This window comes from Sphingobium sp. (assembly GCA_023266575.1).
Taxonomy (GTDB): Bacteria; Pseudomonadota; Alphaproteobacteria; order Sphingomonadales; family Sphingomonadaceae; genus Sphingobium.
Window position 1 is genome coordinate 136,314 of the sequence record JAHFPV010000006.1, and the last position, 15,404, is coordinate 151,717.

Annotated in this window: 13 protein-coding genes; 4 read left to right on the top strand and 9 right to left on the bottom strand. The window is 61.5% G+C overall.

Translation table 11 applies throughout. The annotated features are described in order from the left end of the window. Positions 1-60 precede the first annotated feature (60 nt). Both speB and Q0D44_RS08435 read left to right on the top strand, forming a co-directional pair. The gene (speB, locus tag Q0D44_RS08430; protein ID WP_294135308.1) at positions 61-1,104 is read left to right on the top strand and encodes an agmatinase; all 1,044 of its coding nucleotides are present in this window, start codon (positions 61-63) and stop codon (positions 1,102-1,104) included. After that, positions 1,101-2,528: an APC family permease gene (locus Q0D44_RS08435; protein ID WP_294135309.1), complete on the top strand. Its 1,428-nt coding sequence runs from the start codon at positions 1,101-1,103 to the stop codon at positions 2,526-2,528. The genes speB and Q0D44_RS08435 overlap by 4 nt, the downstream gene beginning before the upstream one ends. Here the strand turns inward: Q0D44_RS08435 and Q0D44_RS08440 are convergent. Then, entirely contained in the window at positions 2,516-4,546 is a 2,031-nt protein-coding gene (locus Q0D44_RS08440; RefSeq protein ID WP_294135311.1) for a tetratricopeptide repeat-containing sulfotransferase family protein, read from the bottom strand. The genes Q0D44_RS08435 and Q0D44_RS08440 overlap by 13 nt on opposite strands. Positions 4,547-4,999: 453 nt before the next feature. Between Q0D44_RS08440 and Q0D44_RS08445 the strand changes: the two genes are divergently transcribed. Next, on the top strand, positions 5,000-7,648 hold the full coding sequence (locus Q0D44_RS08445) for a TonB-dependent receptor (protein WP_294135379.1): 2,649 nt from the start codon (positions 5,000-5,002) through the stop codon (positions 7,646-7,648). 79 nt (positions 7,649-7,727) lie between these two features. Here Q0D44_RS08445 and Q0D44_RS08450 read toward each other — a convergent pair whose 3' ends face one another. From Q0D44_RS08450 to Q0D44_RS08475, 6 genes are all read right to left on the bottom strand, one after another. Beyond that, positions 7,728-8,234 carry a cytochrome C gene (locus tag Q0D44_RS08450; RefSeq protein ID WP_294135313.1) on the bottom strand — a complete coding sequence of 169 codons (507 nt, stop codon included), beginning with the start codon at positions 8,232-8,234 and terminating at the stop codon, positions 7,728-7,730. A 5-nt stretch (positions 8,235-8,239) separates the two neighbouring features. Continuing rightward, entirely contained in the window at positions 8,240-8,785 is a 546-nt protein-coding gene (locus Q0D44_RS08455; RefSeq protein WP_294135315.1) for a methylamine dehydrogenase light chain, read from the bottom strand. A 23-nt stretch (positions 8,786-8,808) separates the two neighbouring features. After that, a complete protein-coding gene (locus Q0D44_RS08460) occupies positions 8,809-9,411 on the bottom strand; it encodes a methylamine utilization protein MauD (RefSeq protein ID WP_294135318.1) in 603 nt (200 codons plus the stop codon). A 6-nt stretch (positions 9,412-9,417) separates the two neighbouring features. Beyond that, positions 9,418-9,948, bottom strand: a complete 531-nt coding sequence (locus Q0D44_RS08465; RefSeq protein ID WP_294135320.1) for a MauE/DoxX family redox-associated membrane protein — start codon at positions 9,946-9,948, stop codon at positions 9,418-9,420. 2 nt (positions 9,949-9,950) lie between these two features. After that, positions 9,951-11,126: an amine dehydrogenase large subunit gene (locus tag Q0D44_RS08470; protein ID WP_294135322.1), complete on the bottom strand. Its 1,176-nt coding sequence runs from the start codon at positions 11,124-11,126 to the stop codon at positions 9,951-9,953. Between the two features lie 174 nt (positions 11,127-11,300). After that, complete coding sequence (locus Q0D44_RS08475; RefSeq protein ID WP_294135323.1) at positions 11,301-11,954, bottom strand: TetR/AcrR family transcriptional regulator; 654 nt, start codon at positions 11,952-11,954, stop codon at positions 11,301-11,303. 412 nt (positions 11,955-12,366) lie between these two features. Between Q0D44_RS08475 and Q0D44_RS08480 the strand changes: the two genes are divergently transcribed. Beyond that, positions 12,367-13,542: a MaoC family dehydratase N-terminal domain-containing protein gene (locus tag Q0D44_RS08480; protein WP_294135327.1), complete on the top strand. Its 1,176-nt coding sequence runs from the start codon at positions 12,367-12,369 to the stop codon at positions 13,540-13,542. A gap of 67 nt (positions 13,543-13,609) precedes the next feature. On the opposite strand, the gene Q0D44_RS08485 is transcribed toward Q0D44_RS08480, so the two are convergent. Together Q0D44_RS08485 and Q0D44_RS08490 are read right to left on the bottom strand one after the other, a co-directional pair. Beyond that, the gene (locus tag Q0D44_RS08485; RefSeq protein ID WP_294135329.1) at positions 13,610-14,263 is read right to left on the bottom strand and encodes a TetR/AcrR family transcriptional regulator; all 654 of its coding nucleotides are present in this window, start codon (positions 14,261-14,263) and stop codon (positions 13,610-13,612) included. A gap of 30 nt (positions 14,264-14,293) precedes the next feature. Continuing rightward, positions 14,294-15,310 carry a ThuA domain-containing protein gene (locus Q0D44_RS08490; protein ID WP_294135331.1) on the bottom strand — a complete coding sequence of 339 codons (1,017 nt, stop codon included), beginning with the start codon at positions 15,308-15,310 and terminating at the stop codon, positions 14,294-14,296. Between the last annotated feature and the right edge of the window lie 94 nt (positions 15,311-15,404).

The following is a 15,404-nucleotide window of genomic DNA, read 5'->3' on the forward strand; positions in this document are numbered from 1 at the left end:
GCGAAGCCATACGTTCTTTGCCCCATTGCCGCCCTTTCGCCGCCGTCCAGACTGGACGCCATGTCCGATGAACCGATCGATCTTGACGACCTTCGCCGCCTTTATGCCGGTGGCGGCGGGGCCGACATTCATGACCCGCATTTTCGCGAGGTGGCGGGGCTTCAGTTCAAGAGCGGGGACAAAAGGCGCTGGCCCTTTGCCGAGCCTTCGACGCTGCTGGACGCACCCTATATCGCGGGCGGGCTGACGGCGGAAACGCTTGATACACTGGACGTGGCGCTGATCGGCGTGCCGATGGACCTGGGCGTCACCAATCGACCCGGTGCACGCTATGGCCCGCGCGCCGTCCGCGCGATCGACCGGATCGGACCCTATGAACATGCGCTGCGGGTCGCGCCGATGAACCATCTGGCGGTCGCTGATGTCGGTGATGTCGCGATGCAGAGCCGCTATGATCTTGCGCTGTGCCATGCCGATATAGAGGCCTGCTATGCGATGATCGGCGCGACCAAAGCGATCCCGCTGTCGGTCGGTGGCGATCACAGCATCACCGGGTCGATCATGAAGGGGCTGGCGGCCACGCGCGGGCCGATGGGCATGGTCCATTTCGATGCCCATTGCGACACGGGCGGCATTTATGAAGGCTCCAAATTCCACCATGGCGCGCCCTTCCGTGAAGCGGTGCTGGCCGGGGTATTGGACGCCAAACGCTCGATCCAGATCGGCATCAGGGGCGGCGCGGAGTATCTGTGGGAATTTTCCTATGCCAGCGGCATGACCGTGATCCATGCCGAGGATGTCGCGACCATGGGCATGGACGCGGTGGTGGCGAAGGCGCTGGAGGTGGTCGGCGATGGTCCCACCTATGTCACTTTCGACGTCGATGGTCTCGATCCGGTGTTCGCGCCCGGCACGGGTACGCCGGAAGTCGGCGGGCTATCTACGCGGGAGGCATTGCAACTGCTGCGCGGGCTGGCCGGTATCGACATTATCGGCGGCGATGTGGTGGAGGTCGCGCCCGAATATGATCCCGGCACGGTGACGGCCCAGGCCGCCGCGCAAATGCTGTTTCAATTGCTCTGCCTGGTCCATCTGCGCCAATGAGCGACCCCGGCGTCCCGCCCGAACCGGCGCTGCGGCGCGGCGTTACCGGTCCCGGCTTCTTTGCCCTCGCCTTCGGCACCATTGTCGGGTCGGCTTGGATGGTCTTGATGGGCGAGTGGGTGACGCCTGCGGGGCCGGGCGGGGCGGTGCTGGCCTTTCTGGGCATGACGCTGCTGATGGTGCCGGTCGCCGCCGCCTATGCCGAGCTGGTCGCGCGAGTGCCGCGCGCGGGGGCGGAGTTCGTCTTTGTGGAAAAGGCGTTCGGGCCATGGCCGGGCTTTGTCACTGGCTGGTTCCTTACCCTCTATTTTGTGGGCATCTGCGCCTTTGAAGGACTGGCTTTGTCCTGGTTCCTTGAAAATCTGGTGTCGGCGATGGCCGGGTGGCCGCCGCTCTACAGCGTTCTGGGCAAGTCGATCACCGCGCTGGATCTGGCTATTGGATTGACCGGTGCGGTCGTGATGACGCTGCTCAATGCGGCGGGGGCTAAGGTCGCGGTGGGCTTCCAGAAGCTGGTGACTTTCGCCTTTCTGGCGGCATCCGCCCTGCTGGTGCTGATCGGCTTCGTTCAGGGCGATCCCGCCAACTGGCAGCCCCTGTTCGAGCCTGCCCATGGCGGCAGCTTCGCTGGCGGCATGTTCGTGATGCTGGGCGTGGCGGGCATGTGGCTTTCGGGATTCCAGACGGCAGCGTCGGCCGTCGAGGAACGCGCGCCCGGCACCAGTTTTCATACGGTCGCCAAGGCGATGATGCTGGCGGTGGTAGTCGCCGCAATTTTCTACAGCCTGATCATCATCGCCTCCGCCTCGCTCATTCCTTGGCGTGACCTGACATCGGGCGCGTTGCCCGTTGCGGCTGCGTTCGACCATGCGCTCGCCGGGGGTGTCGCGACCAAGGGCATATTGCTGGTCGCAATGGCGTCCCTGCTCAAAACCTGGAACGCGATGCACCTGTCGGCGACGCGGGTGATATTGGCGCAGGCGCGCGCTGGTTTCCTGCCTGCGGGGCTTGCCCATGTCGATGCCAAGAGCGGCGCACCTCGGCGCGCGGCGTTGCTGGTCGGCGGATGGACCTGCCTTGGCGTGCTGGCCGGGCGCGGCGCGATCGGCCCGATCATCGCGATGGGGACGATTTGCACCACGGCGATCGCAGCGGTCGCGCTATTTGCGCTGATACGGTTGCGCACGGTCGATGGGGGAGAGACCCGCCCAGCTTTCATTCTGCCGGGCGGGCAGGCGCTGCTCTTGCCTGTCGCGATCGGCGCGACGATCGTGGCAAGTGCGGCTGTCGTCGCGCCCTTTGGCATGGCAACGGGCATACCGCTGGAAATCTGGCTGATGCTGGGCTGGCTCGTGCTGGGCATCGCGCTGGTGATGGGGCAACGGCGCTGGCACCTGTCGCCAGCGTCTCTTCAGGCCGGATAGGCCGCGATCACCGGTCCCAATGCCTGCTCCAGCGGGCCGAGCCATGGCGCAAAATGCCGCCAATGATCGACGCCGTCGGTGAAGATCGGCTGGCGCACCTGTTCCGAACTGGCGGTGCGCACCGCTCGCTCCGTCCGCCAGAAGGCAAGGCAGGCTTCCTCGAACGGCAGGCCGAGATACTCCAATAGCCGCGCGACTTCGCCCGGCGTGTCGGCGACCATATGTTCATAATGGACGCGGTGGGCATGACCGGGCGCGGCGGCATCGAACGCCGCCATCAGCGCGACATAATCGCTATAATAGCGGCCGATTTCGTTCAGATCATAGGTAAAAGCCTGACCGCGCGCGAAATGCTGTTTCCAGCCCGAAAAACAGCAGCCCATCGGATGACGCCGCGCGTCGATGATTTTCGCGTTGGGCAGGATCAGCCGGATCAGGCCGACATGCTGCCAATTATTAGGCATTTTGTCGATGAAGTGGGGCCGGTCGCTCTGGCGGTGGACGCGGGTGCGATCGACATATTCCTCGCCCAGCCGTTGCCGGTCGGCGGGGGTGAGCGACGCGATCATCGTGGCGAAATCGGGAAATTCACCCTCGTCGACGCGCGATTGCAGGCGGCTGGCGATGATCATCATCTCCGGCAATTCCATCGTCCCTTCGACCTTGCTGTGGCTGGAGAGGATTTGTTCGACCAATGTGGAGCCTGACCGTGGCAGTCCGACGATGAAGATCGGGTCGGGCGCAGGGCAGCCGCCCTCCCCGCAATTTGTGATAAAGGCGCTGGTGAAGCAGTCCGCGGCGGCCCTCACTTCTGCGGCAAACTCATCGGCGTCATAGGATAGCAAAGTGCGGCGCATGCGGTTGCCGCGATCATAATGGCCAAAGGATGCTGCATAATCGGGCGCATCCTCCAGCGCCTTGCCCAGCGAGAAATGGAGGTGGAAAATATCCTCGCCTTTCGTCGCTGCGTCTGGCGCCAGCGTCGTCAGCGCCTGCTCCATTGCGGCAACGTCCTGCGCGTCGAGCTTCACCGTCTTGAGGTTGGCCAGGCTCCACCAGGCTTCGCCCATGGTCGGTTGATAATGCACCGCCTGACGATAGGCGTGGATGGCATCGGCCTGCCGCCCCAGCGTCTTGAGCGCATGGCCCAGATTCTGCCACAGTTGCGGCTGGTCCGGCTTTTGCGCCAGCAATCCTTCGTAAATGGCCGCCGCCTGCGCCTGATCGCCCAGCCGCACCAGCACCGACGCCCGCAGCAGCGCATAGCCCGGATTGTCGAGCGGCGACTGCGCCAATATCTCGGCATGGGCAAGCGCGTCGGTCAGCCGGTTATTCTGGAGCAAAAGGCGGATCAGAAAATCGCGCGCCAGATCGAAACCGGGTGCGGTGGCGACCGCGCGTTCGACCAGCGTCAGCGCCGCGCTCATGTCTCCCTGCCGCCAGTATATTTCGCCCAGCAACCGGGTGGCGGCGGGATCGTCGGGCAGCCGGGCGAGTCGCGTATCAAGGATCGTCGCTGCATCCTCCAGACGACCCTCATTCATCGCCATCGCCGCTTCGAGCAGGTCGCGATCGCGCGAGGAAGCATGGATGCCTGACAGGTCGGCGCGCCACGCATGGTCGGTGCGGCCGACCTTCCGCAATTCACTTGCCAACAAAAACCAGCCGCTTGCCACGCCGGGTTGCTGGCGGGTCAGGCTTTCCAGCGCCGCGATGGCCTGTGCGCTGTCGCCCGTTTCGTTGGCGGCCTGCGCCAGTTCCCAGAACAACGCAGGCACGTTCGGTTGGCGACGGGCCAGCGCGGCAAGGCGTGACAGGGCGGTTTCGGCCTGACCCAGCCGACGCAGCGCCTGTGCCGCCAGCAGCTCTGCTGGCGGGAGTCCGGGGGCTTGTTTCAGTATCGCTTCGGCCTGCGCCAGCGCCTCGGTCGGCTGCGTATCCAGCAGGGTGGCAGCATGGCCAAGCGCCTCCCTTAGCGCAAGGGAAGGGGGGACGGCAGGGCGCGAGGCAGCTTCCATGGCGGGTTTTGCTTCCTTTCTCGTCTGCACAATGAACAGGATATTGCAGTTGCGCAACAACAGGAGCGATTGGAGCGCAGGAACAGCAAAATTAGGCTGTTGACTCCTGCAATCGTTACAGCATTATCAAAGTTGGACAAACGTACGAAATGACGAAAGTCCAAGGGGAATACAGGTAAATTATGATGCCGTGCCGTTGTACGGCAGGTCTGGAGGCGTGCGCCGTTTCCGGTCGCGGGGCTGTTTTGCCTTTGCGAAATGCGGGCTGCGACGTGTCGTCTGACAATGTGCTGCAATGCGTCATAATCACGCGGGGAAACCGCGATTTGGGAGAGTGGAGGGCATCTTTTCAAGGGGGAGTCCAACACCATGAAGATTCAGTCTCGCCGCCGGTCGAAGTTTGTGAAGATATTGGGGGTGACAACCATATTGGCCGGGCTGGGCGCAACGGGCATGGCGCGCGCCGCCGATGCCGTTGCAGACCCAACCGCCGATCCGGCCATGGCCCTACCAGCCGAAGAGGCGGGCGGTGGTCTCACTGAAATCGTCGTCACCGCGACGCGCAGCGCGCAGAGCATCCAGAAGGTGCCGATCTCCATGCAGGCGCTGGGTGCCGAGACGCTGGCGGAACGGCAGGTCAAGGGCTTGAGCGATTTTGCCGCGCTGCTGCCGTCGGTCTCGTTCGAGGGGATCGGGCCGGGCCGCAACACCGCCTTTTTCCGCGGCATCGTGCCTGCGGGCGGCGCCTATGCCTCGGTCGGCTATTATCTCAACGACATTCCCATCACCGGCACCGAAGTGCCCGATATCCACGCTTATGATCTGGAGCGGGTCGAGGCGCTGGCCGGGCCGCAAGGCACGCTTTATGGCGCGGGATCGCTGGCCGGCACCATCCGCATCATCACCAACAAGCCCAATATGGACAAGTTCGAGTTCGGTTACGACGTCGAGGCCAATAAATATGGCAAGGGCGACTTTGGCGGCCAGCTGGAATCCTACATCAACGTGCCGCTGAGCGACACATTGGCGGTCCGTGCCATGGGCTATTACCGGCGCGATGGCGGCTATATCGACAATACGCCCAATAACGGCTTGCTCAACAATGGCGCGCCAGCGGTTTACACGCTGGGCGACAATAATCCTGCCACCTTCTTCAACCTCGACAATTCCGATATTGCCAAGGATGATTATAACACGATCAAGGAATTTGGCGGTCGCGTGCAACTGTTGTGGGAACCGGTCGATGGCTGGTCGGTCGCGCCCGAAATCACCGCGCAAAAGCAGGTTGCCAACGGCTATTTCGGCTTCGATCACCGTGTCGGCGATTTGGAATTGCATGATTATGACCAGACCAAAAATGATGATCGCTGGTATCAGGCGGCGCTTAGCATCCATGGCCATATCGGCGACTGGGATCTGGTTTCCGCCACCGGTTTCTTCAAACGGCGGACCCGCACACTCAACGATTATACTTATTACACCGTCACCTATGATGGCTTTGGGCCGGGCTATGAAAGCTATCTGCAATTTTTCGACAATTGCACCGGGTCAGGCGCTGCGCAGAAATGTTCGCTGATCGACCCGACACAATTCTATCATGCCGACACGCACCGCAACAAATTCACCCAGGAATTGCGCCTGTCGACGCCCAAGGACTGGCCGTTCGACGTTACGATCGGCGGCTTTTATCAGCGGCAGAAGAACAAGACGAACACCTATTATTCCATTCGCGGGCTGGACACGATCACCGGCTATACCCAGACTGGCGGCGGCGATGTGCCGGGCGGCCTGATCGGTGTCCCGGCCATGTACGGGATTGATTATGACGAGGATGGCAACCCCTTCTTCGACACCGGCAACGTCATCAACCCCAACGGCAATCCGCTTGGCACGATGCTGCTGGGGACACAGGCGGTAAAGGGCGATGGCTTCTATATCACGGAGCAGAACCAGCTCTATCATGACAAGGCGATCTTCGCCGAAGGCCATTATAATATCACGCCGACATTGAAGCTCACCGGCGGCATCCGCTATTTCTGGACCGATTATGCGGTGAAGGGCTTTGCCGGTGTCGCGGGATCTGCGGCCAATACGGTCACGTCGGTCTTTGTCCCGACCGGGGAAATGGGCTGCCCCACGCCGCTTCCTGCCGAGCGCCTGCAATGCCTCAACACCAATTTCCGCGCACCCGACCAGACCGGGCGATACAAGGAAAAGGGCGAGACGCATAAGGTGGCGCTCGACTGGCAGTTCCAGCCCGACAAGATGGTCTATTTCAACTATTCCACCGGCTTCCGTCCCGGCGGATTCAACCGTCCACTGCGCATTCGTAACTTCGGCCCGGTCGATGTCGCCCCGTTCAAGTCCGAAACGCTCACCAATTTCGAACTGGGCGTCAAAACGACCTGGAACAATATCTTCCGCTTCAATGCGGCGGTCTATTATGAGAAATGGAACAATATCCAATATGGTGTCGTCGTGTCGGGCGCGCAGGGTGCGGGCATGACCGGCAATGCGGGCAAGGCGGTGGTCAAGGGTATCGAATATGATGCCGACCTGAAGCTGGGCAAGGTGACGATCTCCACCTCCGGCGCCTATAATGACGGCAAGTTGAAGGGCAATTTCTGTAACTTCGCGTTGGACCGCGACACCTCGTCCATTTCCCAACTGTCCAGCTGTACGCTGGGTGAGGATGTGCCGGAATCCAGTCCGCCAACACCGCAGGTCGCTGCCGCAAACGGCACCCGCCTGCCGCGCCAGCCCAAGTTCAAGGGCACGACCTCAATCCGCTACGACACCTATCTGGGTGACTATAGCGCCTATGTGCAGGGCGCAGCACTCTACCAGACCGGGGCGACGCAGGATCTGAACGTCGATAATAATGCGCTGCTCGGCAACACGAAGGGCTTTGTCAGCTTCGATTTTTCCGGCGGCGTCAAGAAGGACAATTGGAGCCTCACGCTGTTCATCCAGAACGCTTTTGACAAGCGCGGTCAGCTGACCAAAAATACCTTCTGTTCGATCGACTTCTGTTCCGGCTCGTCGCGCACCTTTACCATTAAGCCGCAATTTTTCGGTATCCGCTTCGGCCAGAAATTCTGACGGGCGAGGCACCAACATGAAAATGCCGCCGGGTCAGCGATCCGGCGGCATTATTTTACCCATTTGGTTTTAGAGCTGTCTATTTCTGCCCCGGATAAAGCAGTCGCATGGTCACCGGCGCGCCGCATTGGCGGATCGCGACATCGACATAGCGGGCGCGTTCAGCCTTGAGCGAAGCCGATGTCAGGGCGAATTTCCGTTCATGCGCGACCTCATCGGCCGTGAAAGGCTTTGAACCCTTGGGGACACTCGCCCCGCCCAGGCCAAAGACCATATAATTGACCAGATCGGCGAGCTGTTGATTGTCGCTGATCCGGCTGTGCGCGATATTGGGCAGGCGGATGAGATAGGCACGCGACTGGGGCGTACATAGGAACCAGCCGACCCGCCCACGCAGTTCGGGCAATTGCGCGGGCGCGGCGCTACCCTGTATGCCATGGCAGCCGCCGCAATGTTCGGCATAGTCGGTCCGCGCCATATCCGGGTCGGTGATCGCGGCGGGCAGCACACCCAAAGGCGGCAGCGCGGCGCGGCCAATGCCGACCGCGCCGATCAGGAGCAGGGAGCCGAATAATAGCTTGCGCATAAGCCCTAGCTGGCGGAACCCACCAGCACCGCGGTCGAACAATGATATTCCATGCTGGTCGTGCCGAAGCACCAGATCACATCATTATTGAGCTGTGGCATATAGAGCTGGGTTTCGCGGTCGGTATTGTCGCAACCGCATTGGCCGCAGGCCGGTTTGCCGCAACAGTCGCGATAGGCGATCAGATAGGCTTTGCCATCGTCCGGGTTGATGCAGGTGCCGACCCAGGAAACAGGCGATGGCTCGGCCCCCGGCGGGCAGCTATGGATGCCGCCGCCGCAGCAGGTGCAAAGCGCACCGTCAATGGCGCAGTAACGCCAATAATCGCATTTGGTGTCATCCTTGGTCTGGGCGTTGCGCGCGAAACCGGTCTTGCCCTCTGGCGACCGGTCGGGCTTCGCCGCTTCGGCGCGGCTGACCGGCAAGAGCGGGAAGGCGGGCGCCGCCACTAGCGCCGCCCCCAGCCGCGAGAGCATGGAACGGCGCGATGTGCCGCCCGCCAGCTTGCGCAACAGGCGTTCCCCCATGGCGTCGGCGTCAAATTTCTTCATGTCACTGACCCCCTATATGCCGTTCAGGCTGCCTGCGCCTTTAACGATCCGATATAATCCTGCACGGTCTTGATCCCCATTTCATGGGCCACAACCAGGCTTTCGAGATGTTCGCGGCTGTTGACCAGTCCCTTGGACAGGATCGTCCCTTCCGCGTCTAGCAACACCGCATAGGGCAGCTTGGCGACGCCAAAGGCCTGGCCGACTTCGGGACCATTGACGAAGGGATAGGCCTCCAGCCCGTGCTGCGCGATCATCGCCCGCTGGGCGGCGGCGTCATCATCACCGACGAAGCTGAGCGCAACCCGCTCGTCGCGGGCGAAGGATTTGGCCATCGGAATGATCGACTTGCACAACGGGCATTGTGCCGACACGAACATAAGCAGGCGCAGCGGCACGTCATGCGCATGGCCGCCAATCGTCACCGGTGCGCCGTCCAGCAGGCGCGCATCCACGTTGACCGTGCCGTCGCCGACCGCCGGGCCACCGCTGGTGGTCAGCGCTCCGGCGGGCGCAACCCGAATGTGCAACACACCGACCTGCCGCGCGACCGCCAGCAATGCCACGCCAAGGCCCAGGATCACGATCCATGACAGGATTTGCGAGAGAATGAGCGATGTCATCATGAATGCTTATCTCCGGTAGGCGGCGGGCGACGCGATCAGCGCGCCGATGGAATTGCAGAGCAGATAGGCCAGATAGAGCGCGACACCACCGACCATGGCCGTGCCGATATCTATCGCACTAAACGACGGTGCGGGCCACAGGCGCGGCACCAACAGCAGGGCCAGCACGATGTTGCGGGCAACCAGCGGCCAGCCGATCGGATGGCGCAGTTGCGACCGGCCACAGCCGCAATCAATCTGGGTGCGACCGCGCCGGATATTGATCGCTATCGCCACCCCGAACAACATCAGGAGCAGGATAGCCATCATCACCGGCAAGGGCGCAATACCCGCGATCAGCGCGCCACCGATCCCGATTTCAGCGATCGGCAGGATTTTCGCGGCGGGCCCGACCAACCCTGCGGGGAGCAGCCGATAATTGGCGATCACGCCGGGCAGCAATATGCGATGCCGCAGCTTTTCCAAACCCGCGATCAGCAAGATCAGGCCAACCCCCACCGATGCGGCCAATCCCATGATCGCCAGCCCCAGCGCCATGGTCAGGACGGGTCCACAACCGTGATGGTGCTGCCCCCGGCCTTTTCGATCTTGTGCTTTTCCTCGCCAGTCGCGACGTCGATGACGATGGCGCTGCCCTCTTCGCCATTCATGAACAAGAGCGGCTTGTCGGTCTGCGACACTTCGATATTGTTCATCGGCTCCTTGAGCGCGCGGCGCTTGACGACCTTTTGCGTGGCCAGGTCAACTTCCCACACTTCGGTGCCGGACGCCTTGTGCGACCAATATTCGCCCATATGCATCAGCACGAACAGATGGCCGGACGGACGGTGAAGCGCCATGGGCTGGCGACCGCCCGGATACCAGTTCAGCTCCAGCGGCTTGGTTTCGCCCGGACGAATGCCCGCTGCTGCCTGGATCGAGAAGGGCGTTGATATGGTCGGCGTCGCACCCAGCTTGGCCTGATAAATCTGGCCGGTATAGGTCAGGAAGGTCGTTTCCTTCTTACGCCTGTCATAGGTGAAATTGTCGAAGATCGGATCATCGGTGGCCGAAAAGAAGGGCGCGCTATGGCTGATATCCGCCTTGGTCCCCTTGATCGCTACCGTGGCGAGCGAACCGTCCGAGCAGAGCGCGGAAAAGCCAATGCCGGGATTGGGCATCAGGCTGGCGCAGCCGGGCAGTTCCACCGCAGTCACGAATTTGCGCTTGACCAGATCGACGATATTCACCCCGGATATGGGACTGAAATCATAGACATAGGCGGTCTTGCCATCGTCGCTGACGATGAAGTTATTTTTGCGCGACCCGATCAAGATGCGGCCGGGCAGGGGGACTTCGGTGATCAGGTTCAATGTCTGGCTGTCATAGACCGACACCATGTCCTGCCGCGTGCCGCGATCGCCCTTCGACCAGATAGTTTCGGCGACATAATAAAATTTGCCCGCCGGATCGATCGCGAAATCGGCCAGGCGGCGGGTTTCGACCATGCCCTTCATCTTGCCGGTTTCGCCGTCGAAGATGCTGGTGCCGGGCATATCCCATCCGCCATCGACAAAGAACCAGGTCGGTTTGGGCGGGGTAATGGTCAGGACGTCGGACGTCTCCATTTCCAGCACAGCGCCGGTATCGGCGGGCGCGGCCTGAACCGGACTGGCAAGCAACGCCCAGCCCCATGCAGCGGCGGCGAACAATCCCCTGGCGGCGGTCCTCGGCATCTGGCGTGATCCCCCTTGATCGTGCGGACGGACAGATGGACTCAATGGGCCATATATCAGCGTCTGCGCAAAGATTGGACAGCTGTCCGGTATTGGTCAAGCGCTTTGGCGGGCAGTAGGCAAATATATTTTGCATTGCAGCAATGCGGCGTAAAACCGGATTATCGGCAGGCCTCAGGCGACCTGTGCCATCAATCCTGCAAGGTCGCGCGATGTCACCGTTTTGGCAAGATGAACAAATGACGTAGCGGCAATCGCGGTGAAAGCCGGCATCTTGTGCGCCCAGGGCTTGCCATGGCCTAGAAACGGGGTCGATCCTTCCATCGACGCGCTGATGAACAGGGCGACGCTATGCACTTCATCGGCGGTCAGCGCCGGATTCAGCTCGGCGACATATTCGCCTATGGCACCATGCACCCGCTCGTAAAAGGCGCGGACCCGATCGGCGACGAAATCGCTATGATTGGCCAGCGCCCATAATTCAGTGAACAAATGGGTGGTGCGCTTGGTCTGGATATCGTCCAGGCACAAGATGATGACGCGCTTCAGTCGCTCTTCGGCGGTCAGGCCGGGCTTGCGAACCGTCTGGTCCATCATCGCGCCATAGGAATCGACCAGTTCGTCCAGCATCACCTGGATCAGCATTTCCTTGCGCGGGAAATGATAGCTGACATTGCCGACCTTCATGTCGCAACGCGCGGCGATGCGACGCAAGGTGAAGGCATCGGAACCTTCATCGATCAACACCGCCAGCGCGGCTTTCAGGATCTGGTCGACCGTTTCGGTCCCGCGTGCATAGATGCCGGGACGGGAGGGTGAGAATATCATGTCACTATCTGCCTTGCACCGCTCCTACCATCCAATTGGACGTGCCGCCACCCTTTGCCGCCATTTCGGGGCAAAGAGGCGTGGTGGCCGAAATGCCCCAATGACCGCACAGCGTCTGTGCGATTCGTGCCATCAGCCAAGAAGGTCGTGCTGGTGGGCAAGCGCAGTGTCAGATTGCTGCATTTGCCATCGCGATACCATTCAGATGCAAAGATCGGCACGACGATAAAGCCGGAAAATCCGCGCAAATCCGCCGAAAAATCGCCTTGCGGAACGCCAGGCACGGGTCTTGCCCGATCCGCCGCTCTTGGCAGATGCGCCGCGCCCGACTGTTATGCGCGTCCATGCCATGCGCCCCGATGACGGAATGTGCAGGCGACCGCCATGATTGCGTAAGAGAGGCATCTGACCTGTGAGCGAGACCATCTTCGACTGTTCGGACATCGACCAATATCTCGGCAAGCCGATGCAGCCTGCCCGGATGCGCGAGCCGATCCACAATAATGACATTCGCCGCTGGGCGCAGGCGATGCATTATCCCAATCTGCTCCACTATGATGCCGACTATGCGGAGGAAAGCCGCTGGGGCAAGCTGGTCGCGCCGCAGAGCTTTGCCGTGACGATGGACGATGGCCATGGCGCCGGTCCGGCCTGCGTCGGCAGCATCCCCAATTCGCATCTGCTGTTCGGTGGTGACGAATGGTGGTTCTATGGCCCCCGCATCCAGGGCGGGGATATGGTTCATAATGAGCGGGTGCCGTTCGACTATGTCGTCAAGGATACGAAATTTGCTGGCCCCACCTGTTTCCAGCGCGGCGACAATAATTATTACAACCAGAATGGCGAACTGATCGCCAAGCAACGATCCACCGCGATCCGCTATTCGGCGGAAGCGGGCCGGGAAAAGACATCGGCTGAGGTTGTCGAAAATACCGACGATCCGGTCTGGACCGACCAGGAGCTGGTCGAGATTCAGGAACGCAAGTTTCGCTGGGTCCAGATGCTGCACGATCTGGGCCATGGCAAACGCTATCTGGAGGATGTCGCGGTGGGCGACGTCCTGCCCGAACGGGTGTTCGGTCCGCACAGCATCGCCAGCTTCACCACCGAATGGCGCGCCTATCTGTTCACCATCTGGGGCGGCACGCATCGTCGTACCGATCTGGATTTGGCCGCGCTAGGCTTTGTCGATGAAATGGCGGGCCATGAAAATGATCCGGTGATGGAGCGGATCAATCCAGAGCTGACAGACGGCGCCTATTTCGGTCCGTCGCGCGGGCATCTTTTCCCCCGCTGGGCGCGCTTTATCGGAATGCCGCGCGCCTATGGCTATGGCGCGTCGATGGGGGCGTGGGTGGTCGATTATCTGTCGGGCTGGGCAGGTGAATGGGGCATGGTGACCCATTCGGTCGCCTCCTATCGCGGTCCCGCTTTCACCGGCGACATCACGATCATGACCGGCACGATCGTTGACAAATTCGTCGATGATGAAGGCCGCGAAGTCGTGCAGGTGGACGTGCGGATGGCCAATCAGTCCGGCACCGTGCTGGCAACGGCCAAGGCGGAGGTCCTGCTGCCACGCAAGTGATTGGAACGGCGGGGCTGGCGACAGGCTTGCCCGCCCCGCCGACCGCATCGGACAGAGGCAAACCGGCCTATCCTGTCGCCCGTTGCGCGTCGATGATCGTCACGATCGCGCTGATCACCTTGCGGCAATAGGCATCGGTTTCCTGTTCGCTGACCTTGCCGATCGCGCTTTGATGATTGTACCAGCCCGATATGCCGTGCAGAAACAGGTTGGCCAGCATTGTCCAGTCCGGGCCAGTGCCCGGTGGCAGGCGACTGGCAACGGCCATGTCGGTCGCCATGAAATCGATATAGCGCCGGGTGCCCAATTCTTCCCAGACGATGGCGACTTCCGGGAAAGTGCGGGATGCGTCCGCAATCATCCGCGTCGCCAGCCGATAGTCTTTCCAGCCATAGACCGATATCAGAACCCGCGCGTGATGGTGCAGACGTTGTTCCAGATCGTCGCTGAGCAGATGATCCTGCCGTGCCGCGCGCCGCGACATGGCACCCAGCACATCTTCAACGATGATACGGAATAGCGCTTCCTTGCTGCCATAGCGCGTATAGACAGTGCCTTTGGAAACGCCCGCTGCGATCGCGATGTCATCCATCCGCGTCGCGCCAAAGCCCTTGTCCAGAAAGCGCAGCCGTGCCGCCCGACGGATTGTGGCATCGATCGTTTCTGCGCGCGCAGCCGTGGGGCGACCGGGACGGTTTGGCGTTTTGCTAAGCTGCATCATGCCATTTCATGCCCCGGTCGCCTTATCGGCTCAACCCTTGGTCTTGCACGCCGCGCGACGATTGGCCGCCCAGCCGATCGCCGATTCCAGCAAGGCGACATGCTGTGGCTGGCTGTAGGTTTCGGGTACGTGGCCGATGGCGGAATAGAACATCCGGCCCTTGCCCACGCAGTTGGTCCAGGCCAGCGGATGGTCGCCCATGCGCAAATCCTGGTTCATCATCCCGTCCGGCTGGTAAGTGCTTTCATCCAGCGTCAGTAGCACATCGGCGCCAGCCGTGCGGGGGTTGGTGCGGAAAGAATACCATTCGTCGGTCATCCGCCATTCGGCGGGCAGGGCGGTTGCCAACGGATGCGCCTTGTTCACGGCGATACGCGCTTCCTGAAATTGCGGCTTGGATGGATGTCCCTTGAACCGCGCGCCGATCAGCGTGTCGGCGTACCAGTCCCAGAAATAGACCGGATCGCCAGCAGAGCCATGCATCCCTACAAAGCCGCCGCCCCGCCCCAGATAGTCTTGGAGCGCGCGACGCTGTGACAGGGTCAGCACGTCGCCACTGATATTGTTCCAGATGACCGCGTCGAACTTGCGCAGCGTGGCGGGATTGATCGCGCCGCCCTTGTCGGTGACGACCATCGACCAGCCCTTGCGCTTGGCCATGGCCAGCAAGGCTTCGCGCGCGGCATTGACCGATGGCACGTCGCGAAAGCCGTTGATCTTTTCGAACAGCAGCAATCGGGGGCGGCCAGTGGGCAGCGTGAATGTGGGCATGTCATTGTCGTAGCGGGCGCAGCGCGCAACCTTGTCTGCGGCGGTCACGGGCAGTGCCTTGAGTTCGGCCTCAATGGTCGCGAGCGTGTCCGGCTTGATCTGGAGAAAACCGGCGGCTTCGCGCAGCGCGAGAATGGCGGCAAAAGTCGGTGGCGTCGTCCCCGCAAATTGCGGCGGCAGCTTGTCAAACCGGCCGGGGACCGCCTTGTCCAGTACGCCCCGCGCCGCAGGGCTGAGCAATATGTCGATCAGCGGCGTAGCAGCCGAAAACGGCATGTCTCGCAATGGGCAGTCAGTCACGGGTTTGGCGATGGCAGGGACCGCCATTGTTGATACGAGCGCTGCAATACAGCCCATAATAGCCTGTTTT

Bases quoted from the DNA above. Each gene is read 5' to 3' on its own strand.
- speB (WP_294135308.1), top strand. From the start codon at position 61: ATGTCCGATGAACCGATCGATCTTGACGACCTTCGCCGCCTTTATGCC.
- Q0D44_RS08435 (WP_294135309.1), top strand. From the start codon at position 1,101: ATGAGCGACCCCGGCGTCCCGCCCGAACCGGCGCTGCGGCGCGGCGTT.
- Q0D44_RS08440 (WP_294135311.1), bottom strand. From the start codon at position 4,546: ATGGAAGCTGCCTCGCGCCCTGCCGTCCCCCCTTCCCTTGCGCTAAGG.
- Q0D44_RS08445 (WP_294135379.1), top strand. From the start codon at position 5,000: ATGGCGCGCGCCGCCGATGCCGTTGCAGACCCAACCGCCGATCCGGCC.
- Q0D44_RS08450 (WP_294135313.1), bottom strand. From the start codon at position 8,234: ATGCGCAAGCTATTATTCGGCTCCCTGCTCCTGATCGGCGCGGTCGGC.
- Q0D44_RS08455 (WP_294135315.1), bottom strand. From the start codon at position 8,785: ATGAAGAAATTTGACGCCGACGCCATGGGGGAACGCCTGTTGCGCAAG.
- Q0D44_RS08460 (WP_294135318.1), bottom strand. From the start codon at position 9,411: ATGATGACATCGCTCATTCTCTCGCAAATCCTGTCATGGATCGTGATC.
- Q0D44_RS08465 (WP_294135320.1), bottom strand. From the start codon at position 9,948: ATGGCGCTGGGGCTGGCGATCATGGGATTGGCCGCATCGGTGGGGGTT.
- Q0D44_RS08470 (WP_294135322.1), bottom strand. From the start codon at position 11,126: ATGCCGAGGACCGCCGCCAGGGGATTGTTCGCCGCCGCTGCATGGGGC.
- Q0D44_RS08475 (WP_294135323.1), bottom strand. From the start codon at position 11,954: ATGATATTCTCACCCTCCCGTCCCGGCATCTATGCACGCGGGACCGAA.
- Q0D44_RS08485 (WP_294135329.1), bottom strand. From the start codon at position 14,263: ATGATGCAGCTTAGCAAAACGCCAAACCGTCCCGGTCGCCCCACGGCT.
- Q0D44_RS08490 (WP_294135331.1), bottom strand. From the start codon at position 15,310: ATGCCGTTTTCGGCTGCTACGCCGCTGATCGACATATTGCTCAGCCCT.